Below are 23,100 nucleotides of genomic sequence, written 5' to 3'. Positions count from 1 at the left end.
ATCAAGGAGGCAGTGAAAAATGAAGAATTTAAAGCAATGGTTAATGGCGTTAATAGCCGCATTTATGTTCGTAGGAGTTGCCACAGGTTGTTCAAACGAGGATGATGCAGAAGATACAAATAACACAGAAGAAAATGAAACAGAAGGTACTGAGGAAGAAAGCGGAGAATGAAAATATTGGAAAAAGAGGTGATGGGAATCACCTCTTTTATTTCTTATATTGTATGGAATAGATATCCTGGCGACGATCCTTTAGTTGACGTACGGTCCCATCTTGTCTTTGTCTCCTTAAAATCTCTAAATCTACATCTCCTATTAACACCATTTCAATATTTGGATTTGTTTCTCCAACAATTCCATCCCTTGCAAACTCAAAATCAGATGGAGCGAAAATTCCTGATTGAGCATACTGAATATCCATGTTCTCCGTTTGTGGAAGATTTCCTACTGTACCCGATATAACAGTATAAATTTGATTTTCAACTGCACGCGCCTGTGCACAATATCTTACACGTAAGTATCCTTGTCGATCCTCTGTACAGAATGGGGTAAAGATAATTTTAGCCCCTTTATCTGTTGCAATTCGAGCAAGCTCTGGGAACTCGATATCATAGCAAATTTGGATAGCAATTTTTCCACAATCGGTATCAAAGACCTTTACTTGATCTCCTGGACTTATCCCCCACCACTTTCGCTCATTTGGTGTAATGTGTAGCTTATATTGTTTTTCAATTGTACCGTCCCGGCGGAATAAATAAGCAATGTTATAGATTTTCTCATCTTCTTCTTTTACAAAATGAGAGCCTCCAATAATATTGACATTGTAACGCACTGCTAAATCTGTAAACAATTCAATGTATGGCTCTGTGTACTCGGTTAATCTCCTAATAGCCATACTTGGGGACTTTTCATTTAAAAAAGACATAAGCTGTGTGGTAAATATTTCAGGGAATACGGCAAAATCAGCACCAGCATCCGATGCGACATCAGTAAAATATTCAACTTGGTTGGCAAAGTCCTCGAACGAATTAATCTGCCTCATCATATATTGAACAACACAAATACGCACTGGATAGCTTGTTTTATAAAAACGCTTTGAGGTTGGCTTGTAGTCCACGTTGTTCCATTCCATTAAGGTTGCATATTTGATGGATTGAACATCATCAGGCAAATAGTTTGGGTTGATCCGCATAAGTGAAAATCCATTTAACAGTTGGAACGACAGTACAGGATCATAGATTTTATGCAGGGTAACTTGACTTACATACTCCCTTGGAGCCATTTCCTCTGCATATTTATGGTAGTTCGGAATGCGGCCACCAATAATAATACTCTTTAAATTCAGGTGGCGGACGAGTTCTTTGCGTGCTTCGTATAAGCGTTGCCCAATTTTCATGCGACGATAATCAGGATGAACCATAATCTCGATTCCGTATAGATTATAGCCATCAGGATTATGATTAGTAATATAGCCTTCGTCTGTTACATCATCCCATGTATGACGATCATCATACTCATCGAAGTTAATAATTAAGCTTGAGCATGAACCGATTATTTCTCCATCATATTCTGCAACAAATTGTCCTTCAGAGAATACATCTAAATGACTTTCTAATTGATCGTACTTCCATGGAACCATTCCTGGAAAACAAACGTTCTGTAGCGAGATAATCCGGTTGATGTCTTCCTTTCTAGTATTTCGAATTATCATCTTCTTCTCAAATCTTGAAAGATCGAGCTTTGTCATAAGTTCCCTCAACTCCTTAACCTACATACTGACTCTTTTCTATATAATAGAATACACTCTTTAATCTAGCATACCCTAACGAATCATAGCGTAATTTTAATAGTTACCCGTATTTATACAAAATAAAACAAATAAAAAAAATTCAGCTACAAAAGATTGTGAAATAGGTAACGTTTGTGACCAATTTCATTTACAGCTCATTCATTTACATCTATAATCTCATTAGATGAACGATTTGAGGAGAGAGAAATGAAAAATAATAAAGATCATCGAGAGACATATTTATTTGTTGCTTGGGCTGCATCTGTCATTGCGATGTTTGGCAGTCTGTATTTTTCAGAGTTTCGCCAATACGAGCCATGTGAGCTTTGTTGGTATCAACGGATCGTTATGTATCCGTTCGTCGTCATTCTCGGATTAGGTGTGATTCGAAAGGATTATCGGATTTCCCTTTATACGATGCTTCTATCATTAATAGGTGGTGGAATCTCGCTATACCATTATCTCATTCAGAAGGTCAGCTTCTTTGCAGACAATGTTCCATCTTGCGGCCGAGTTCCATGTACAGGACAATATATTAATTGGTTTGGATTTGTTTCCATTCCATTCTTAGCACTCGTTGCCTTTGTCATCATCTTCATTTGTAGCTTCATCGTTTGGAAAAAAACAAAGGAGGAAATGTAACTTGAAAAAAGTCATCATTTTTTTAGCACTAATTATTGCTTTATTCGTGGCAGTTGGCGTCCTAACAAAGATGCAAAATGAGGAAAAAGTGTCTGGGGATAACGTATATGGAAAAGATTCCCTCCATCCAGCAACAGTTGATCAGCTAGAAGATCCTAACTATCAAAACATCATATTACCTGATGAGCTTGAGAAAAGACTCGATAACAATGAAGATGTGACGGTATACTTCTTCAGTCCTACTTGTTCACACTGTCAGCGCACTACACCAATTGTTTCCCCTCTTTCAGAAGAAATGGGTATTGACCTCGTTCAATACAATTTATTAGAGTTTGATCAAGGCTGGGAGCAATACGGTGTTTCTGAAACACCTACAATTGTCCAGTATCGTGATGGAAAAGAAATAGCTCGTATAGTCGGTTTCCATGAAAAAGCAGAATTTACCACTTGGTTTAATGAGAATAGTAAGTAATGAAAAAACCACGAAGCGATTCCCGAATCGTTTCGTGGTTTTTAACTGTGTACACTAAATTCATCTTATCAATTAGATGCTGGCCTCTCATTACACTAATAGCTCATTTGCTGCTTTTGTGTAGATGCTTAGCACGTTTTCATCATTTTTTTCACCCGAGAATTGTTGGAAATTAAAGGGGAAGGATAAGCCAAAATCAGTTAGAATCCGGACATTTTTACGAAAAATAGGCTCATATTTCAACTGTGGCTCGGAAGATTCTAGAATGGAGATCAGTGTTTGTAAGCTTGTTATCACTTGAAAAGCTTCCTTCAATGTTCCAAAATATTCATAGTGTCTTGTAGAAGTATGTAACACCTGTAACTGTTCAAATTCCATTATATCATCGTCCGAAAAATAGAGTGGAAACACATTTGTATAGAAATATTGGACTAGTTCTCGGATCCTTTTCTCTTGACTAGGAGTTGATGCATATACTACTTTCACTGAAAACCCACCTTTATCGATCCTATTCGCAACATATAGAATAAGGATAACATATTTTTACTGGATAATACGTGGTAATTATACCCATGAAATAGGGGATATTTTCTATTATATAGGCCTCTAACAATAAGTATATGTAGTTTCTTCCAACAAAAACATGTCTTTCTAACTAAGGATAAGCCAGCTATCTGACATTTATTATGAAAGCAGGAGATCAACACATGAAAACACAAGTTAAAGGAAATCGGTTTGACATCACTCTTCCAATGGAGTGGGATGGTCTCACAATTGAAAACCTATTAAAAGAGGTTTGGGGGGCACCAAAGAAGCATGTTCATGCACTCAGAATGGATAAAGCGATTACTGTTAACGGGGAATTTATCCCTTGGAAAGAACCTATAAAAGCAGGGGATACGTTACAATTGAGGCTGTTTTCAGATGAAAGCTTTGGTGTAACGCCTGCCTATTTTCCAATAGACGTGCTGTATGAAGACGAATTTGTCATTGTGATGAATAAACCAGCACACATGGACACACATCCAAATACAAAGGATCAAACAGATACATTGGCAAATGCCGTTGCATTTCATTTACAAGCAAAAGGAGAAAATAGGCAAGTTCAGCATATTCATCGATTGGATCGGGATACAACAGGAGCTATCCTTTTTGCAAAACAGCCTATTGCTGGCGCAATCTTAGACCAAATGCTTGAAAATCGAGTGATTAAGAGAACCTATGTTGCACTCGTCCAAGGTTTACTTACAAAGAAAAAAGGGACGATTTCAACCCCTATCGGCAGAGACAGACATCACCCTACTAGACGGAGAACTTCTCCAACTGGACAAGAAGCTATAACCCATTTCGAAGTTCTGAATCAGGATACTAAAAAACAAATCACCCTAATTAAATGCATGCTTGATACTGGCCGAACTCACCAAATTCGCGTTCATCTGAGCTCTTTGGGACATCCTCTAGTTGGTGATTTACTTTATGGGGGAAAGCTCTTTACTCCAAGGCAAGCATTACATGCAGTAAAGCTTGAATTTCTTCACCCTTTTACTAGAGAGAAGATTACTTGCTATGCACCGTTCCTAGATGAACCAGCCATCTTTAGTGTAGATCCCTACTCTATTTAAAAAAGCAGAGCGGGAAAATTCCTGCCTAAAAAAGAGAAACAGGCATCGAAAAAATTAAGTAGTTCAGTTTTTGTGGAGAAACATTTAAAATAGCACACTAATTAACAGACCAAATCTCATATGATTTGGTCTGTTGTTTTTTTCTTATATATCGATGTTTATTGGATAAAAACGCTTGAATCCGCATTTGAAATCGCACCTTAAATAACATAGTGACAATAGCTGTTGTCTACGTGATAATTACTATATTATTTAGTATGCCAATTGCTATGTTGATTATTATTTACTAAGTAGGCAATAGTAATTTTATGTTAAAATAAACGTAGAGTTTGTGAAGGAAAGTTCTTCTAACGGAGCAGATAATTGAATTGAATAAAGAAGATTGAAAGGAAAGTAATTTACAAGAAAAGGGAGGTATAAAAGGTGGACTTGTCACTCTGGATAACTATTGGTTTTATAATAATCGGATTTGTTGTTCTCACTTCTATGAAAAAAGGTATGGAAAGTAAGCTCGCTTTTATAACAGCAAATATGGAGGACGAGGAAAACTCAACAAAAGCTAAATCCATAATTTGGTGGATAATGAGTACCACAGCTTGGGGAATAATGAGTATGATTCTTATTGTTTGGTGGTTTCATAATCACTTTGGATAACTGTTGGTTTCAAATGTACTTAAACAAACGGGTGGTTTAGTTGAAAAAGACGATATAAAAAACAGAACGCTTGGGTGTTTAATCCCAAGCGTTTTTTGTATGCTTTTTGTACTGTTATTTATGGTGATAAAGTGAGTGAGATTTAATGTGATAATTCAACTGTTATTTAACATTTTCTCCACAGTATCGGAACTACTTAGGAAAAGATGCCTTTTTCTTTTTTTATTGTAATCCTGCTTTTACCCAAGAAGCAATTTGAGCAGTACGCTTGGCTTGGTGTTTAACCGCTGCTTCTACATCTTCTTTAAAGTTTCCGTCTTGGTCTACGGTTACAGATGTCCCGTATGGGTTTCCTCCAGCGGCAAATATAGATGGATCTGTATATCCTGGGGCAGCAATGATCGCACCCCAATGCATCATCGTTGTGTATAGGTGGTGAATCGTTTGTTCATGGCCACCATGAAGATTGCTAGTGGAAGCCATGGCACTAACTACTTTATTTGCTAACTTCCCTTGGAACCATAGACCTCCTGTCGTGTCTAAAAATTGTTTCATTTGTGAAGGTAGACTTCCAAAACGAGTCGGAACACTAAATATAATGGCATCGGCCCACTCAAGATCATTTAATGCAACAACTGGTACATCCTTCGTGTCTTCTACGTGTGCTTTCCATGCTGGATTCCCTTCAATTGCTGATTGTGGTGCAAGTTCTTCTACTTTTAATACCTTTACGTTTGCACCAGCTTCTTTTGCTCCTTCTGCTGCCATGTTCGCAAGCTGATAGTTCGTTCCTGTTGAGCTATAATAAATAATTGCTAAATTTACATTTTCCATTATACATCTCTCCTTATTATGGTAAGTCAATCAACATCAAGCGGCTATTCGAATTTGCTTTTATATGGACGGTCTCTGTCTCCGTTATTCGTGCAGAATCACGCTTGGCTAATTCAAAGTCTTCATTTATCTTCAAATTCCCTTCAATCGTAAACAGAAACACTTTTCTTCCTGGCTTTTGTTCAAATTGAATGATCTTTCCTTCCTCTAGATCAGATAAGTAGATCGTTAAGTCTTGATGGATGTGAGCAATCCCTTCTTTCGATTGCTTTGAAACTACCGGTAACAGTTTGTTTTTCAATGCATCCATATCAAAGCTTGTTTTTTCATATGAGGGCTCTATTCCATTCGACTCAGGTATGAACCATAGCTGAAGAAGATTAACTTCTTCTGTGCTAGATGGATTCACCTCAGAATGGAATACACCTGTACCTGCTGACATTCGCTGAATTTCTCCAAAGGTCGTTGTAGCTGTTTGACCTGTGCTATCCTCGTGCTTTAATTGGCCTTCGAGAACAATTGAGACGATTTCCATTTCTTTATGAGGATGTGTGCCAAACCCTCTATTAGGTGCAATAAAATCATCATTTAAGACTCTCATCGGCCCAAAGTTCATGTTTGTTGGATCATAATATTCTGCAAATGAAAAGCTGAAGCTCGTTTTCAACCAACCATGATCGGCCGAAAAACGTTTTTCAGCAGGATAAACTGTAATCACTACATTCACTCCTTTCCTACCTTATTTCCTATTTTCATTCATTTAAAACTATATCTCGAAGTTAATTATTTTGAATTCGAGATATAATACAAAAAAATATCTTTAATTCGAGATAATTATAAAACCTTTATTACTATTCGTCAAGCGAACTTGCTCTATTTTTTTTAGAAGTGCTTTAAATGAATAAAAGCGACCGTACCGTACCAATTAAGTCAACGGTCGCTTTACGTTAGAGAAATGAAATATATGCCTTTGTTAGTTTCTCGGTTAAAAATCAAAATCGTCTGGGTCTGCTCCGAAACGTTGGTTTACATTTAAACGATTGATTGCCTCCATCTCCTTCGGATTCAATTCAAAATCAAAAATATTTGCATTTTCTACTAATCTCGATGGTGTAACAGACTTTGGAATAATGATGACGTCATTTTGCAAATGCCAACGTAGAATAATTTGGGCAGAAGATTTTTCATACTTTGTCGCTAGTTCATTTAATGTCAGGTTGTCTAATATACGCCCTCTTGCAATAGGTGACCATGCCTCTATTTGAATTTGCTGCTCACTGCAAAAGCTTCTAAGCTCAACTTGTGAAAGCAAAGGATGGAGCTCGACCTGATTGACCATTGGCTTGATTTCTGACTGCTTCATTAGATCCTCTAGATGGTGAATTTGAAAATTACTAACGCCAATTGCTTTGACACGGCCATCAAGGTATAGCTTCTCTAACGCTCTCCAAGTGTCGTGATATTTCTCCTTCACCGGCCAATGAATAAGATACAAATCTACATATTCTAGAGCAAGCTTCCCCATGCTATCCTCAAATGCCTTTAAGGTCGATTCATACCCTTGATCGCTATTCCACACTTTGGTTGTAATAAATAGTTCTTCTCTTGGAACGGAACTCTTTCTAATCGCTTTTCCAACCCCTTCTTCATTTTTATAAAGTGCCGCTGTGTCAATTAAGCGATAGCCAATTTCCAATGCAGACGTTACCGTGTCGCAAACTTCTTTCCCTTCTTCTACTTTGTATACGCCTAATCCAAACTGAGGCATTTCCACCCCATTATGTAAATTTACTTTGTCGTATAGACTTTTCTTCATATCTAACACCTCCACTTGCATAGTTGTTTTCCATTCTAGTGTATCATCCCGATTCCAATATACTCCAATAGAAATACCTAGACCATCGAAAGAGCGCCTCCAAATTAGGGGCGCTCCATTTATATAAAGCGGCTAAAAGCCGTTGTTTTCGCTGTTGCTAATTTGTTCCCGCGAAAAATTTGTCCTAAACCGCTTGCGTGGTAAGATTTTTTATAAGGTTGTTTTCGAATACCATGTTGCATTTGTAACATGAGCAGTTTTCCGTTCCAGGATACTCGCGTGCGGTGAGTATCCTCAGCTTCTCCTGTGGATCCTCATCTGCCCGACTGCTCCGGCAGGCGTTTCGCATCCTTCTGCTTTAGACTGCTTTCGGATGAAGAAGGTAATCTAACCTTGTATTAAAAAATCTCCCATAGAAGAACACTCATTCTTCATGAGTACTTCCTTCATCCACTTGTAAAAAGTCGTATCCTTTTCCATTTGAATTTCTTCTTCATTCTATGCTAACACCCATTTTTTTGTTCATATCTACTAGATTTCGGATTGCTCGTTGGAATTTGTATGAATGGGATTAAGACCCCATTGGCATTCTCATGAGGTCAATGAAATGCGGTTTTTTATTGATCTTGGCATTTGCCATACTGACATCTGCAATATGCTGATAGAACTCACTGAAATACTCCTTATGGATTGCTTGATTCATTTAGACGTTTGAATCCAACTAGATGCTTCGATTTCCGTGGGTGTGCGGGCCGACTAATGCGTTGCAGGGTCACATGTCCAGCTAATCCCGAAGAAGGGTTAAGCAAATCCGGTTCTAATCAACCTAGAGCTACTAAAACCAAAATACAAAAAGAGACCTCAGCAAAAAAAAACCGTGAACAAGCTTGATTCACATCGAGTTTGTTCACGGTCAAATAATGTTTCTCCGTACTATTATTATTTTTTAACTACTGCATGACCCCCAAATTCATTTCGAAGGGCAGCAACTACTTTACCTGTAAAGGTGTCATCCTCCAATGAGCGGTAGCGCATCATTAGAGATAAAGCGATAACAGGTGCGGCTGCTTGTAGATCTAGAGCCGTTTCTACAGTCCATTTCCCTTCTCCCGAAGAGTGCATAACTCCTTTGATGCCATCTAGCTTCGCATCTTTTGAAAAAGCATTCTCCGTTAGTTCCATTAACCAAGAGCGAATGACTGAACCGTTATTCCATACCTTAGCCACTTTTTCGTAATCATAGTCGAATGGACTTTTTTCAAGAATTTCAAAGCCTTCTGCAATTGCTTGCATCATCCCGTACTCAATTCCATTATGAACCATTTTCAAGAAGTGGCCACTCCCTGTTCTACCAGCATACAAATATCCATTATCAACCGTAATGTCCTTGAAAATTGGTTCAATCAAGCGGAATACCTCTTCGTCTCCACCAATCATTGTGCATGCACCGTTTCGTGCACCTTCCATTCCACCACTTGTCCCGCAATCAAAGAAATAGATTCCCTTTTCTTTTAATGTTTGCTCACGACGAAGGGTATCTTTGTAATTTGAATTTCCACCGTCTATTAAAATGTCACCTGACTCTAAGTAGCTTGAAACCTCTTCAACTACCGCTTCTGTAATATCTCCTGCAGGTACCATTAACCAAATGATTCTAGGTGTAGGCAATCCTTGCACAAGCTTTTCAATTGTAGAAACTCCAATTATCCCGTCTGCTGTCACTTTCTCAACTAAATTTGTATCTTTATCAAAAGCCACAACCTCGTGTCCATGCTTCTTTAAGTTTAATGAGAGGTTATATCCCATTTTTCCTAGTCCGATCATTCCAATATTCATAATGTCCTCCTCAAGGATGAAAAAAATTTTCATATATATGCTCATTATACAAAATTTTTTTCCGTAAATGATCGTTTTCAAAAAAAAATTTTTCGTTATACTAGAAATAAAGAAAATTATTTTCGTGAGGTGCCATCATGAATTATGAACAGCTTCACTGTTTAGCACGGATTAAAACACATTATGTTCATTTAAGCGATAAGGAAAAACGGATAGCTGATTATATCGCTAACGATCCCGAAAAGATTGTTCATTGCTCCATTAATCAAGTAGCTGACGATCTAGAAGTAGCGGACTCTACCGTCTTTCGCTTTTGCAAGCGCTTAGGATTTAAGGGCTTTCAGGCCATGAAAATTGCGTTAGCTGCTGAAATTGTGACGCCAATGAAGGATATTCATGAGCACATTAATGAAGAAGATGATATACAGACCGTTACAGAAAAGGTATTCCGGTCAAATATCAAAACACTTGAGGATACATTAAAAATTACTGGTGACTTTGAAACTGCCGTTAAAGCCATACTTGCTTCCGATAAAGTAGAGTTCTTCGGAAGTGGAGGATCTAGTATTATAGCGATGGATGCATATCACAAGTTTATCCGCTCTGGAATTCCTGTTCAGGCTAATAGTGATACACATATTCAACTGATGTCAGCTTCTCAATTATCCTCGAAGGATTTGGCCATACTGATCTCCCATTCTGGGTCAACGAAGGATTTGTTACAAGTATTGGATTTATTAAAAGAAAACCATGTCCAAACGATTGCTATTACGAATTATGCTAAATCTCCACTGAGCCAAAGAGCTGATATCTCCTTATTTACTGTAGCTGAAGAAACAATCTACCGTTCTGAAGCCTTGTCATCAAGGATTGCTCAATTAACCATTATCGATGCTTTGTTTGTTAATGTGATGATGGCTCGGGAAGAGACAGCAAAGGAAAGTCTGCAAAAAATTCGCCAAGCCATCTCTTTGAAACGGATGTAAGCAGGTCGAAAGATTTGGCCTGCTTTTCCTATACACTTCTCCTCCTTATTAAATGGTAGGGAAGCTTTCGCTGTTTTCTCTGACCGCTTCCATTTAAATCATCAAGAAAAAGCTCAAATGCCTCCCTCCCCATTTCTTTTACCGGAAGGTCCATTGTCGATAATTCCAACCCTTCTGAAAGAGGGTGATTATCAAAACTTAAAAGAGCCAAATCTTTTGGGATTCGTATACCTAGCTTTTTAGATTGAGTTAATATTCCAGCAGCTACTTGATCGCTTGAAACAAGTAATGCAGTTGGTTTGTCCTTTAATTGGAAGATTTCGTGAGCAACCCTTCGTCCGTCCTCTATAAAGGTACATTGATGAAATACCCAATCCTCATTCACTTTTACATTTAAACGCTCCATGCCATCATGAAAGGCTTGAATTCTAAGCTGGCTATTCGTCCCTGTCAGCCTTCCTAAACAATACCCTATTTTCGTATGACCTTTCTCTGCTAAAAATAATAGTCCATCTAAAAAAGCTTGGTAATGGTCAATGTACACAGAAGAATGCCAGTCTTCTCCTAGGTTTTCACACAGAATGATAGGACCTTCTTCAGAGAATTTCTCAAGAAACGAAACATCACTGGAGCGTGACGTAATGATCATGCCATCTACCTGTTTCGTTTTCAATTTTTCTAGAGCATCCAGTTCCTTTGTGAAATCATAGTTCGTTTGAAACAGGTTTAAGCTATAAGAATGAGATAATGCAGCATCGGCAATCCCTTCTAAAATCGAACTAAAGTAAGGATGATTCACATAAGGCAGCATGACGCCAATCATATGTGTTCTTCCTTTTGAAAGATGTACCGCATTACTGTTTTTCGTGTAATTTAACCTCTCAACGGCTTCTATAACGGCGTCACGCTTTTCTTTTTTTACATAAGGGTGATTGTTTAACACTCTCGATACAGTTGTCACCGATACACCAGCAAGCCTTGCAATTTCTCGAATATTCCCCACCTGAGTTCATCCTTTGTTATTCAAAATGACTATTTTCAAAAACTTCTTGCTATGAAACGCGTTTCATACTTTACATTTCATATAGAAACAAAATACAAGGAGTGTTGACTATGTTAGGGTTTATTTTACTCTTATTTATGTGCTTAGTCATCGTTTTTGGAGCTATGCTAGCAATTCCATCTAACTCAGATGAGCTGGAGTCCTTTGATGACTTTTTCTTTAATTGAGGAAACGAATCCTCCTCATAACGAAAGGGATCCCGAGTATGTTCTCTCGATCCCTTTTATCGTCATGCCTTTTCTAACAACTGATTCGTTACTTCTCTTATAAGCTTCGGCAATACATGAAAGGTATACGGCTTATACACTCGTTCTGTCCACTTATGACCACCTTTTCCGTAGACACCAATATTAATGGAAGGTATATTCAATTCCTTCATTTCAATTAGAGGAAGGGGGAAAAGCTGATTCATCCCTGGAAAGTTATGGTTTAATGCATCCATGTCTTCTTTTGTTCCATTAAATGATAGAAAGCTACCATCTGATAAATAAGGAAAATATTTTCTTATTTTATACTCTTCACCCATTCGAGCCATAACGGATTCAACCACCTGCTGGATTCTCATGCCTTTAGTAGTAGAAGACGAAACGTAGTTCGATGGAAGAAATGGTGGAGCAAAGAACAATATGACCCTTGGCTTTTTCTCGGGATCTAGAAAATGCAAGCCTTCTACGATTCGAAAAGCCACCATGCGCTCATCTTCGGTCACATCCCGTTTTTGCAGTTCTTCCTGAATATACCCGTCTGTATCAATCCCTTTCCCCTTTAGCTCATTTACATAATCTTCTATGGTTGTCACTTTAACATGCCAGTCTAATTCTCTTTCCGGAAGCCCATTTGTTAGTCGGAACTGAATATAGGTTTGCTTAAGGCGTTCCTGAATATTTTCACAGACCATATTTGCAATCTCTGATAATTGATTCAGCACCTCTTTCGGAGACTTTTCATAGATAAAATAATTGAAATAGAGCTTGCAGCTGACCGCAGTTTGAACATCATAGCTTTTTTTATCATCCCTTAAATGTAGACAGCTTGGCGGAAGGACAAGCTCATCAGCAACTTTTTCAACCAAATCAAAGTTCTGAGAAATGGCTGAATTGAGCTCAGAGGCTACTAAGGTAGGATCTACTCCAGAGAGACTATCCCCTACATGTGCTTCCCTTCCTGCGATATAAAAACTAGGCAAAAGCTTCCCTGCAACTCCTGTGTAAATATATTTATTCGTATCACCATCAAATAATGGGGTAATAAAATCATTATTCACAGCAGAAACATAATGTAAGTTTTTTTCATTTTTTAACCGCATGAGTTCATGTAATGCCGAACGAACTCCAGCATGCTGCCCCTCTTCATCAGGATTAAACATGACCAACAAGTTGCCATTCAACTCATCTGCATGCTCTGTATAATATAGAAGGTTAACAAGGTGGATTGCGACACCGCTTTGCATATCCAATGCCCCTCTTCCAAACAACCAATCACCTGATTGAGCATCACTTCTCAATTCTTCATCTCCATCATATTTCGAGAAAAACTCTTCAAGCCTTTTTGGATTATGTGCGAATTCTTCTATGTTTCCATAATCCTCTACTCCTACTGTATCAATATGAGCATGATAAATTATCGTATTCCGATGGTTTGGACTCTTTTCAAAGAACGCAAAGACATTCTTTCTGCGTGCACTATCAAAAGGGATGTCTTGTGTCCATACATGTAACGGATTTTCCTTAAAATAAGGAAAGGTTTGTAGCAAATGATAAATAAAGTCCGCCTTTTGCACTTCTCCATTACTTTGATTGTAGCTTTTTATTTTGACAAGCTCTTCCGTTAATCGTTCAGCCTGCTCCTCTAAGCTTAAAGAAAACAACTCAGACAACATGGTTAAGCCCTCCCTCTATATCTAATCTGAGTCTACCTTTTGATTTATGAAAATTCAAACGTTTCTTTATCTAACGTTTCATTATGGAAAACTGTGCTTATTCAATAACTCTATGAGAATATTTCTTTTTTAAATAAATAATTGGTTTTTAGTCGAAGTAACCAACACTTCTTTCCACCAGCTGATAAAATACCATCTTAAAAAACAATCGTAAATTCAAAATTTCTCTCTTGAATTTTAGATTAAAAACGAATATTATATTATTTGTGTTTAAAAATTGTTCGTATTTTCGGAGGGTTCTCTCATGTATAAGTATTTTAAATTACAGGAAAATCAAACTAACCCAAAAACAGAAATGATTGCAGGGATTACAACCTTTTTAACGATGGTGTACATCGTCATTGTAAACCCGGTGATATTAGCAGATGCTGGGGTACCGTTTGACCAAGTATTTACGGCAACAATCATCGCATCTGTTATTGGAACGTTGTGGATGGCACTATTCGCCAATTATCCAATCGCAATCGCACCTGGTATGGGGCTTAACGCATATTTCGCTTATTCAGTTGTTGGAACACATGGAAACATTGATTATGTGACTGCTTTTGCTGCAGTATTTATCGCTGGTGTTATTTTCATCATTTTATCGCTAACACCATTTCGTAAAAAATTAATTGAAGCCATCCCAGAAAACTTAAAGCATGGTATTACAGCTGGGATTGGGTTGTTTATAGCTTTTATCGGCTTACGTCTAACTGGAATTATTACTGATCACCCTACCAATTTAGTCGGGTTAGGGGACTTGCATTCCCCATCTGCCATTCTTGCTCTTATTGGCCTTGCAATTACCTTGGTTCTGATGACTCTACGTGTGAACGGAGCCATGTTCTTTGGAATGATCGCAACAGGATTCATCGCCTTTTTTACAGGACAGCTTTCGTTTGACCAAGGTTTCGTGTCCATGCCTTCCCTTCCTGAAGGCTTCATGGTCTTAAACCCGATCACTGCCATTTCAGATGTGATCCAGCATAGCTTATATGCCGTTGTGTTCTCTTTCTTACTCGTAACCATCTTTGATACAACTGGAACAATGATTGGTGTCGCACAGCAAGCAGGACTTATGAAAGGCAAAACGATGCCACGTGCTCGTGAAGCACTATTATCTGATTCAATTGCGACAACTGTTGGGGCAATGTTCGGAACAAGTCCAACTTCGGCTTACATCGAATCATCTGCAGGGGTAGCTGCAGGAGGACGTACAGGATTAACATCATTAACAGTAGCCATCCTATTTATCGTATCGGCCTTTTTTGGACCGCTCGTTAGCGCTGTTTCTGGACTAGCTGCCATTACAGCACCTGCACTTATTATCGTTGGAAGCTTAATGATGAGTAGCATATCTCATATTGAATGGGGCGAGCTTGATGAAGCGTTCCCAGCGTTCTTAATTATTCTAAGCATGCCACTAACATCTAGTATTGCTACTGGTATTGCCCTTGGATTCATTTCTTATCCGCTTATGAAAATTGTTAAAGGGAAATGGAAGGATGTTCATCCGCTTGTTTACCTTTTCGCTGTATTATTCTTCTATCAATTGGCTTTCTTGCCGCATTAAAGATAAAAAGAATGCTCAATTATTGAGCAACCCTAAGCGTATAGACAAAAGGCATCGCTCGTTGCCTTTTGTCTTTTTATTTTGTAGAAGGAAATAATTGATTTTTTGATACTGGCGCATGCACGGAAAAGTCGAGATACAGAACGGAGCTTAGCTAGGGAAACTGCTAGGCTAGGCCCCCCCCCACAAAAGACGTCCTTCAGAAGTAGAACTCGCCACATTCTTTTTTGAAGATAAACCATTTTCTGAAAAGATGAACTTTTATCAGCATTTGGCAATGCAAGCGTTTTCTCACCTAAAATTTGTAAATAATAGACTGGATTTCCATTGTTTATATAGTGTTAATGTCATATGCTAAAAGTCGTGTACTTTCGTGAATATATACTAAATATGGGTGGTTATTACATTGTTTGAGAAATACAGGAAAAGAATTCATAGGTGTAATGATTTAGAACTACTTCAAGAAGAAGCTGCAGCCATATTAAGAATAATGAATTCCTACCCATCACACTCGAAGGAATTTTCGGAGCTATTATACCGACTAAAGTTGCTATCACTACGAAGCAGAACACTAATAAAAATCAGAGAGGAACAGGACAGCATATGAAAAAAAGCTTGCTAGCACAATTATTGACATTATTTTTAAGCATCCTACTATTAGCCGGCTCTACGATTGCCTTTTTCACATATAACCGTAGTGTTGATCTTACAGTTGAGCAATCTACTCAGAATAGTAGAGAAATCGTCTCAAGGATTGACGATATGTTAAACCTCTTTACTGAGGACCTTGAGAAAACGATTAACCTACTAGCCAATCAAACAGAAGTACTTCAATATAAAAAGGAAGATGGAAGTCTCGAAATAGAGACTCTATTCTCTAAATACCATCATTCAAATGAAGCTTTACTGAACAGCTATTTAGCTACTACCAACAAGGATTTTGTCCTTTATCCGAAATCAGGGTTGCCTGAAGATTACGATCCTACAAAAAAAGAGTGGTTTAGTAAAGCTGTAAATGCTGAAGGTCAAATCGTATGGCAGGAGCCTTATACAGATGCTGCTACAGGTAAGACTGTTATTAGTGCCCTAAAGGCAGTTAGAGCAAACGGACAGTTAATTGGCGTCGTCGGAATTGATGTCGATGTAGATCAATTCTTTGAGCTTGTAAAGGATGGAAAAATCGGGGATACAGGAATAACTTCTATTTTTGATAATAGCGGGAAAATCCTCACACATGCAGACCCTAAAATGGTTGGGAAAGATATTTCAAAAGAAAATTTCTACAAAGAAATGAAGAAGCAGGGAAAAAAAGGAACCGTACATTATACATATAATAAAGTAGAAAAAATTATGGTGTTTACTACAAACGAAAAAATGGGATGGAATGTAGTTGGAACTGTTCCAAAGGAAGAGTTTATCAATAAAAGTAAAGTCCTAATCTTTCCTATTGTCGTATCACTTATTATTGTCTCCTTAATCGCTACCCTCATTACATATCTCTATGTCAAAAGAACAGTAAGGCCATTAAAAGAGCTCCGATCAGCAATGCAGGAGATGGAGAATGGGAACCTGACGATTTCTCTTTCCAACAAACGGATAGATGAAATTGGCCAAGTAGCTGACAGTTTCCTAAAAATGGTTATTGTCATGAAGAGCTTAATTCAACAAGTTCAAAATACATCAATGAGGGTAAGTGAAAGCGCCCATACTCTTGCAACAAGTTCAGAGGAAAATACAGCCGCAGCCAATGAAGTAGCTATCACCATGGGACAAATTGCATCTGGTGTAGGTGAACAATCTGAGCTAATCGAGCAAAACACAAGATCGTTCCAATTCTTTGCTGAAAAGATAGACTTGATTGAAACGGAAAGCTTAAAGATATTGAAGGAATCGAAACAAATGACAGACGTATCACAGTCTGGATTAGCACATGTATCTCACCTTGAACAGCAATCGGATCGCTCTCTTCAATTAAATGACGACATGGTAAAAGTGGTAAGTAAGCTAAATGATCGTTCAGCAGAAATTAGTAGTATTGTTCAAGTTATTTCTGATATTGCCGGCCAAACGAACCTACTCGCATTAAATGCAGCTATCGAAGCTGCTAGAGCTTCCGAGCACGGTAAAGGCTTCGCAGTTGTTGCAGACGAAGTGAAAAAGCTAGCTCATCAAACGGAAGATGCCCTAGAGGAAATCAGTCGAATCATCGGAAAAATGCAAGCTGAAACAGGCGATTCTGTCAAAATGATGGAGCAAGCCAATAAAGCCATTCTTGAACAGACGAAGGCAGTCAATGAAACGGAAAGCGCCTTCCATGTCATTCACGACGCAATTGGTAAAAACAATTCACTTATTGAAGGAATTGTTGCTTCCATTCATGACATTGCCTCTCAGCAGGAAGGCATGCTACAAAATATGGAGCAAATAACCTCTATTAGTCAGGAAACAGCAGCAGGGACTGAAGAGATATCCGCATCCATCGAAGAACAAACCTCCTCAATGGAGCAGCTTAACCACATGGCTGATGACATGCAGCAATCCGCTAACTCGATGCTACATGAAGTGAAGAAATTTACTATCTAATCCATATGCCTTTGCCCATTGGGCGAGGGCATATTTTGTTTGTATAGTAATAGGGTGCGAACTTTCTAACTAGTTCGCACCCCTTAATTCACTGTATGGAATAAAATTAGATTTTGAAAGTGTTCATCTCTTCGTTTAGGATTTTGGCTATGCTAGCTAGTTCAGCTGCATTCTTTGCTAATTCAGCTACTGTTGCTGATTGCTCCTCTGATGCGGCGGCTACCTCTTCCGCAGATGCAGCAGATTGTTCAATAATAGCTGAAGCATCTTGAATTGATTCAAGTACATGTGATGTATTATCTTTGATTTTGTCAAAGATCAATTTCATTTCAGATGTGTGGTATTGTGTTTTCAACACAGTATCCACTATCTGCTCCAACACCAATTTCTTTCGCTCGATAATCTTATTTTGGTTTTCAAGGGCTGCTACTTTTTGGTCCATTGCTTTGATTGTAATTTGAGTTTCATTTTGAATTCCTTCTATAAGCTCTGTAATTTGCTTTGCTGACCTAGAGGATTCTTCTGCAAGCTTTCGTACTTCATCCGCTACAACAGCGAAGCCTTTGCCATGTTCCCCAGCTCGTGCTGCTTCAATTGCAGCATTTAGCGCCAATAGATTTGTTTGATCAGAGATATTCGAAATAACTGTAATGATGGAGCTGATTTCTTGAGATTGATTTCCAAGACGGTTGATTGATTCGGCAGCAATCGCCACTGTTTGTTCAACTGTACTTAATTGATTGACCAATTCATTCATTGCATTTTTTCCTTCTTGAGCCACTTCTGTAGAAGCACTTGATAGCTCAATTGTATGCCTTAAAGTCTGATCACCATTACTAACTAGTCGGTTTGTGTCTTCCACCATATCTAAGATGATTTTTACACTTTCGGATTGCTTTGTTGCACCATTTGCTACTTCATGAATAGATGTGGCTATTTGCTCAGATGTATGGTCGGTTTGTTCAGAACTCGAGGATAGCTCTTGTGAAGTGGCAGAAACCTTATTTGCTCCTTCCATAACAACAGCTACTGTAGAATTCATTTTTAATGTAATCTTTTCAAATACATATGCAAGCTGCCCAATCTCATCTTTTCGCAACAACATCTTTTCAGGTACCTTATGTGTGAAATCTCCTTCTGCCACCTTCTCACCTAAACGAACAGAATAAAGGATTGGCTTTGTAATCGTTTTCACAAATAGATATACAATGACTGATGCTCCAATTATTGATAAGAGCAATATGAAGATGATGCTAGCCGTAGTAGATGCAATCGTCTCATCAATAAATTTCTGTGATGCTCCGACATACCACATTCCAATATTTTTCCCGCTTGTGTCTTTGATTGGCATATAAGCAGCCTGATATAAATGACCTGCCACATCTGCTTCCCCATAGAAGTTCTCTCCCTTTGATAAGACTTGAGAAATGACTTCTTCAGAAGCCTGTGTACCAACAGCTCGCTTTCCGTCTTTTTTCACATTCGTTGACACGCGAGTATCGTTTGCAAAAATAGTAACTGTCCCACCGGTTATTTCAGCTATTGAATCAACAATTTCAAAATTGTCGTTAATCTTGGTTTTGCCTTTGTATAGAACACCATCCTCTAGCTTCCATTCTCCAATATATTTGGAATCAATATACCCGTAGCTAAGCTCTAAATCTGATTTGGCCTTATCAATTGCCACATATTTGATTTCAGATTCAATCTTCTTGTTAACACTAAGTGCAATTATGAGGCTCGTAATGATTAGTACGATAATCATTAATAGATTTATTTTCACACCTAGCTTAGCGTTTCTTAACAATTCAATTCCTCCATTCCTTACATAGTAACATCCCCAAACTAATTCTATTTTTTGCTATTTCATAGAGCAATAGACTTAGGAAAAACGACATAAATATGTAACAAATGGAGGGTCGGTTCACCTACACTCACCTCTTTACCTATTAAATTTATCATTTTCCTTTATCTTACTGTCATTATTCATCTATGTACATACATTGTAATTTTATGTTCACTACCTTGCAATAATCACTAGCATGTAATATTATATAGTGGTGTAATTACCAAATATTTATTAATTAGGATAAAATGACCTATTTTAATCCCTGTATAGATTTGGCAAAAATATTGTTAATTCCATTTCCAAAAATGTACATAAATGGTATGATTCGTTTTGGACTCATTTTATATGTCATTTTAGCTTAGAGAGGAGAAATTTTGATGAACTGGATTACCAAATGGTCTTTTGGGAATAAAGCAGCTGTTTCTTTAATGTCAGTGCTAGTGTTAGTAATAGGTGTAATCAGCTATTTTACCCTACCAATGGAATTCCTTCCTTCTGCTGATAACCCGCAGGTGACAGTAGTTGTGATGGGCCAAGGAACAGATGCAAGCACGATGGAAACGGAGGTAACCACTCCTATTGAGCGAAGTGTTTCTGGAGTGAAAGGAAAAAATACAATTTACTCAACAACAGGTGATGGTTTCTCAAAGGTGGATCTTTTCTTTGAAGCCGGAACAGACATGAAACAAGCGAAACAAGAAGTGCAAGAAGCCATTAACAACATTGCTCTTCCTCAAAATGTATCAAAGCCTTCTATTGTTCAGCTTAATACTTCCATGATTCCAATTTCCAACATCGGCGTTACGTTCAATGATGGGATTACTTCAGAAAACTTAGAATTCGCCGAAAATAAAATCGAACCATTATACAAAGACATTAAAGGAGTATCAAATATACAATTCTATGGTACAGAAGCATCCTATGTATCTATCCAAATAGACAATGATAAAATGGCTGAAAAGCAGATATCACTTCAAAGTGTAATGGGGATTCTTCAAGGACAAAATACCGCATTAGCTCTAGGCGAACAAGTCATTGATGGTGAAACTAGTAACATTAAGGTCAAAGGAGATCTTACAAGTTTAGATAAAGTGAAAGGCCTCATCATTGCACCTAATGTAACTTTGGCTGACATTGCCTCAATCGAAGAAACAAAGCCTGTAAATAACATTACTAATTTTAATGGGAAAGAAAGCTTACAGCTCTCCATCTCGAAAGATGGCAATTCAAATGCCGTAACGGTTAGTAAGGAAATTGAAAAAGTAACAAAAGAAATCAATGAAAAATACGACAACGTTGAATTAACGGTTTTCTTATCCTCAGCAGACATGGTAGAAACCTCTGTTCATGCAATGGTGAAAGAGGTTTTGCTAGGTGCAATATTCGCAACGATTGTAATTATGATTTTCTTACGTAATATAAGATCCACCTTTATTACAATTGTATCAATACCGCTCTCTCTATGCTTCACTCTATTCCTGCTTTCTTTATCAGGAGTTACATTAAATATCCTTACCCTTGGTGGTGTAGCGGTTGCTGTTGGTCGTTTGGTCGATGATAGTATTGTAGTAATCGAGAATATCTTCCGAAAAATGCAAAAGGAAAAATTCTCTATTGCTATGGTGATTGAAGCAACTAAAGAGGTTGGGAAGGCAATTACAGCTTCGACGCTTACAACAGTAGCTGTGTTTTTACCAATCGGATTAGTGGGTAGTGGATTACAAGAGTTTCTATTACCATTTGCTTTAACCGTTACTTACTCCCTTCTTGCCTCTTTAGTCGTTGCCATTACGGTTGTACCGATAATGAGCGGAAGTCTACTTAAGAAAACCAAGCTTCCTGAGCATAAGCCGGCTGTTCGTTTCACAAAATTAGTTACTTGGTCGTTAAACCATAAGTGGATTGTGTTATCTATTGCCTCCTTCTTATTCGTCGGTTCTATTGGAACGTATTTTATGATGCCTAAGGGAGCAGTTGACAACTCATCAGCTGACTATGTAGGGGTAACCTTAAGTTATCCGAACAATACACCGATTGAACTAGTAAAAGAAAAAGCCCTAGAGTTAGAAAAGACCGCTTTAGAACTGAAGGAATCCGAATTTGTGGCTGTTCAGTTAGGAAATTCGGCAGAGGGTGCTCAATTCGGTCAGGTCGGTTCTCCTACCGAGGCCCATGTTACGATTTTATTAAAGGATAAAAAAGACACCGACAACGTTATGAACAAGCTTGAAAGTGAACAAGAAAACTATTCGGGAGCTGAATATACTGTAGCATCTGGTTCCTTTATGATGGGGAGCTCCAGCACGAATATTACAATCGATGTAATTGGAGATCAATTGAACGATTTAGTGGATAGCGCAAATTCAATTAAGGAAGGAATCCAGAACATCGATGGCATTGAAGAGGTCACAACGAACCAAGAAGAAACCAAAACGGTTTACTCCTTAACGGTTGATCCAACGAAAGGAAATACTGAGCAAGTTGCTCAACAAATAGGTGTAATGTTGAACAGAACTCCAATTGGAACCGTTAACCTGAACGATAAGGATACAATTGTTTATCTTGAGCCGTTACTAGATGTGGATTCCCCTAAAGATATTAAAGATATACCAATAATGACTGAAGCAGGCATGGTCCCTGTATCAACCATTGCATCATTAAATAAAGATGAAAAGCCAACTAACCAATTTCATAAAGATGGGGAAACGTATGTTCAAGTGACAGCAGCAGTCGACCCACAAAAATTATCGGAAGTGGCAAAAGAAATCAACGTACAGATTTTTGGGGATCAGAAAGAAGAAAAAGGGTTAAAATTCCCTGAAAATGTTGAAGTATTCGTTGGTGGAGCAAGTACACAGCAAGCGGAAGAATTTACAGATTTATTTATGACGATGCTCATCTCTGTAGGGCTTGTTTTCCTAATTATGGTCATCACATTTAAAACGATCAGAGCCCCAATTGCAATCCTGTTCTCACTACCTCTTGCTGCAATTGGAGCCGTTCTCGGTTTAGTGGTTAGCGGAATTCCAGTCGACCTAACGGCACTACTTGGAGCATTAATGTTAATTGGTATTGTTGTAACAAATGCGATTGTTCTATTAGACCGCGTTAAGCAAAATGAAGAAAAAATGATCATTCGGGATGCCATTGTTGAAGCATCAGCTACAAGAATGCGCCCAATCATTATGACAGCAGTGGCAACGATTTGCGCAATGCTCCCTCTATTATTCAAACAGGCAGAAGCGGGGAGCCTTGTTTCGCAAAGCTTAGCAGTTGTTGTAATCGGTGGGTTAGCGGTGGCAACATTACTAACGCTAATAGTCATCCCATGCATATACGAACTTCTTCATTTTAAAAAGGCTAAAAAACAAAGATTAAAGCAACAACAAGAAAAAAATAGAGAGATAGCCATATAAAAAAGGGGAAACGGACTTTGTATAGTCCGTTTCCCTTTTTTATG

The 23,100-nt window shown here is 38.1% G+C and carries 19 protein-coding genes; 9 read left to right on the top strand and 10 right to left on the bottom strand.

Translation table 11 applies throughout. From position 1 onward, the window contains the following. Positions 1–19: 19 nt before the first annotated feature. Positions 20–172 (top strand): hypothetical protein, encoded by a 153-nt coding sequence (locus LS684_RS04685; RefSeq protein ID WP_233810386.1) that lies wholly within the window; start codon positions 20–22, stop codon positions 170–172. 36 nt (positions 173–208) lie between these two features. Here LS684_RS04685 and LS684_RS04680 read toward each other — a convergent pair whose 3' ends face one another. After that, on the bottom strand, positions 209–1,747 hold the full coding sequence (locus LS684_RS04680) for a bifunctional GNAT family N-acetyltransferase/carbon-nitrogen hydrolase family protein (protein WP_233810384.1): 1,539 nt from the start codon (positions 1,745–1,747) through the stop codon (positions 209–211). Between the two features lie 249 nt (positions 1,748–1,996). On the opposite strand from LS684_RS04680, the gene LS684_RS04675 reads away from it, so the two are divergent. Further along, complete coding sequence (locus LS684_RS04675) at positions 1,997–2,431, top strand: disulfide oxidoreductase (protein WP_233810382.1); 435 nt, start codon at positions 1,997–1,999, stop codon at positions 2,429–2,431. Position 2,432: 1 nt separating this feature from the next. Beyond that, positions 2,433–2,903, top strand: coding sequence for a thioredoxin family protein (locus tag LS684_RS04670; protein ID WP_233810380.1), 471 nt, complete (start codon positions 2,433–2,435; stop codon positions 2,901–2,903). 90 nt (positions 2,904–2,993) lie between these two features. Here the strand turns inward: LS684_RS04670 and LS684_RS04665 are convergent, their stop codons facing one another. Continuing rightward, positions 2,994–3,389, bottom strand: coding sequence for a YhcU family protein (locus tag LS684_RS04665; RefSeq protein WP_233810378.1), 396 nt, complete (start codon positions 3,387–3,389; stop codon positions 2,994–2,996). A gap of 221 nt (positions 3,390–3,610) precedes the next feature. On the opposite strand from LS684_RS04665, the gene LS684_RS04660 reads away from it, so the two are divergent. Continuing rightward, entirely contained in the window at positions 3,611–4,525 is a 915-nt protein-coding gene (locus tag LS684_RS04660) for an RluA family pseudouridine synthase (RefSeq protein WP_233810376.1), read from the top strand. Positions 4,526–4,948: 423 nt separating this feature from the next. Further along, the gene (locus tag LS684_RS04655) at positions 4,949–5,179 is read left to right on the top strand and encodes a hypothetical protein (protein ID WP_233810374.1); all 231 of its coding nucleotides are present in this window, start codon (positions 4,949–4,951) and stop codon (positions 5,177–5,179) included. Positions 5,180–5,401: 222 nt separating this feature from the next. On the opposite strand, the gene wrbA is transcribed toward LS684_RS04655, so the two are convergent. From wrbA to gnd, 5 genes are all read right to left on the bottom strand, one after another. Further along, complete coding sequence (gene wrbA, locus LS684_RS04650; protein WP_233810372.1) at positions 5,402–6,013, bottom strand: NAD(P)H:quinone oxidoreductase; 612 nt, start codon at positions 6,011–6,013, stop codon at positions 5,402–5,404. A 16-nt stretch (positions 6,014–6,029) separates the two neighbouring features. Next, entirely contained in the window at positions 6,030–6,731 is a 702-nt protein-coding gene (locus LS684_RS04645) for a pirin family protein (RefSeq protein ID WP_233810370.1), read from the bottom strand. Positions 6,732–6,998: 267 nt separating this feature from the next. Next, positions 6,999–7,829: an aldo/keto reductase gene (locus LS684_RS04640; protein ID WP_233810368.1), complete on the bottom strand. Its 831-nt coding sequence runs from the start codon at positions 7,827–7,829 to the stop codon at positions 6,999–7,001. Between the two features lie 571 nt (positions 7,830–8,400). Continuing rightward, on the bottom strand, positions 8,401–8,532 hold the full coding sequence (locus tag LS684_RS24090; RefSeq protein ID WP_267930368.1) for a hypothetical protein: 132 nt from the start codon (positions 8,530–8,532) through the stop codon (positions 8,401–8,403). A 236-nt stretch (positions 8,533–8,768) separates the two neighbouring features. Next, a complete protein-coding gene (gnd, locus tag LS684_RS04635) occupies positions 8,769–9,665 on the bottom strand; it encodes a phosphogluconate dehydrogenase (NAD(+)-dependent, decarboxylating) (RefSeq protein WP_233810366.1) in 897 nt (298 codons plus the stop codon). A gap of 137 nt (positions 9,666–9,802) precedes the next feature. On the opposite strand from gnd, the gene LS684_RS04630 reads away from it, so the two are divergent. Continuing rightward, complete coding sequence (locus LS684_RS04630) at positions 9,803–10,651, top strand: MurR/RpiR family transcriptional regulator (RefSeq protein WP_233810364.1); 849 nt, start codon at positions 9,803–9,805, stop codon at positions 10,649–10,651. A gap of 28 nt (positions 10,652–10,679) precedes the next feature. Here the strand turns inward: LS684_RS04630 and LS684_RS04625 are convergent, their stop codons facing one another. Together LS684_RS04625 and LS684_RS04620 are read right to left on the bottom strand one after the other, a co-directional pair. Beyond that, on the bottom strand, positions 10,680–11,654 hold the full coding sequence (locus tag LS684_RS04625) for a LacI family DNA-binding transcriptional regulator (protein ID WP_233810362.1): 975 nt from the start codon (positions 11,652–11,654) through the stop codon (positions 10,680–10,682). Positions 11,655–11,943: 289 nt separating this feature from the next. Further along, positions 11,944–13,593: a M20/M25/M40 family metallo-hydrolase gene (locus LS684_RS04620; RefSeq protein ID WP_233810360.1), complete on the bottom strand. Its 1,650-nt coding sequence runs from the start codon at positions 13,591–13,593 to the stop codon at positions 11,944–11,946. A gap of 304 nt (positions 13,594–13,897) precedes the next feature. Between LS684_RS04620 and LS684_RS04615 the strand changes: the two genes are divergently transcribed. Continuing rightward, on the top strand, positions 13,898–15,208 hold the full coding sequence (locus tag LS684_RS04615; RefSeq protein ID WP_233810358.1) for an NCS2 family permease: 1,311 nt from the start codon (positions 13,898–13,900) through the stop codon (positions 15,206–15,208). 603 nt (positions 15,209–15,811) lie between these two features. Then, positions 15,812–17,791 (top strand): methyl-accepting chemotaxis protein, encoded by a 1,980-nt coding sequence (locus LS684_RS04610; protein WP_233810356.1) that lies wholly within the window; start codon positions 15,812–15,814, stop codon positions 17,789–17,791. 106 nt (positions 17,792–17,897) lie between these two features. Here the strand turns inward: LS684_RS04610 and LS684_RS04605 are convergent, their stop codons facing one another. Continuing rightward, a complete protein-coding gene (locus tag LS684_RS04605; protein ID WP_233810354.1) occupies positions 17,898–19,598 on the bottom strand; it encodes a methyl-accepting chemotaxis protein in 1,701 nt (566 codons plus the stop codon). Between the two features lie 419 nt (positions 19,599–20,017). On the opposite strand from LS684_RS04605, the gene LS684_RS04600 reads away from it, so the two are divergent. After that, positions 20,018–23,056: an efflux RND transporter permease subunit gene (locus LS684_RS04600; RefSeq protein ID WP_233810352.1), complete on the top strand. Its 3,039-nt coding sequence runs from the start codon at positions 20,018–20,020 to the stop codon at positions 23,054–23,056. Positions 23,057–23,100 lie beyond the last annotated feature (44 nt).

It is taken from the genome of Cytobacillus spongiae, assembly GCF_021390075.1.
Note: the sequence above shows the minus strand (reverse complement) of the source record. Positions and strands in the feature narration are given on the sequence as shown.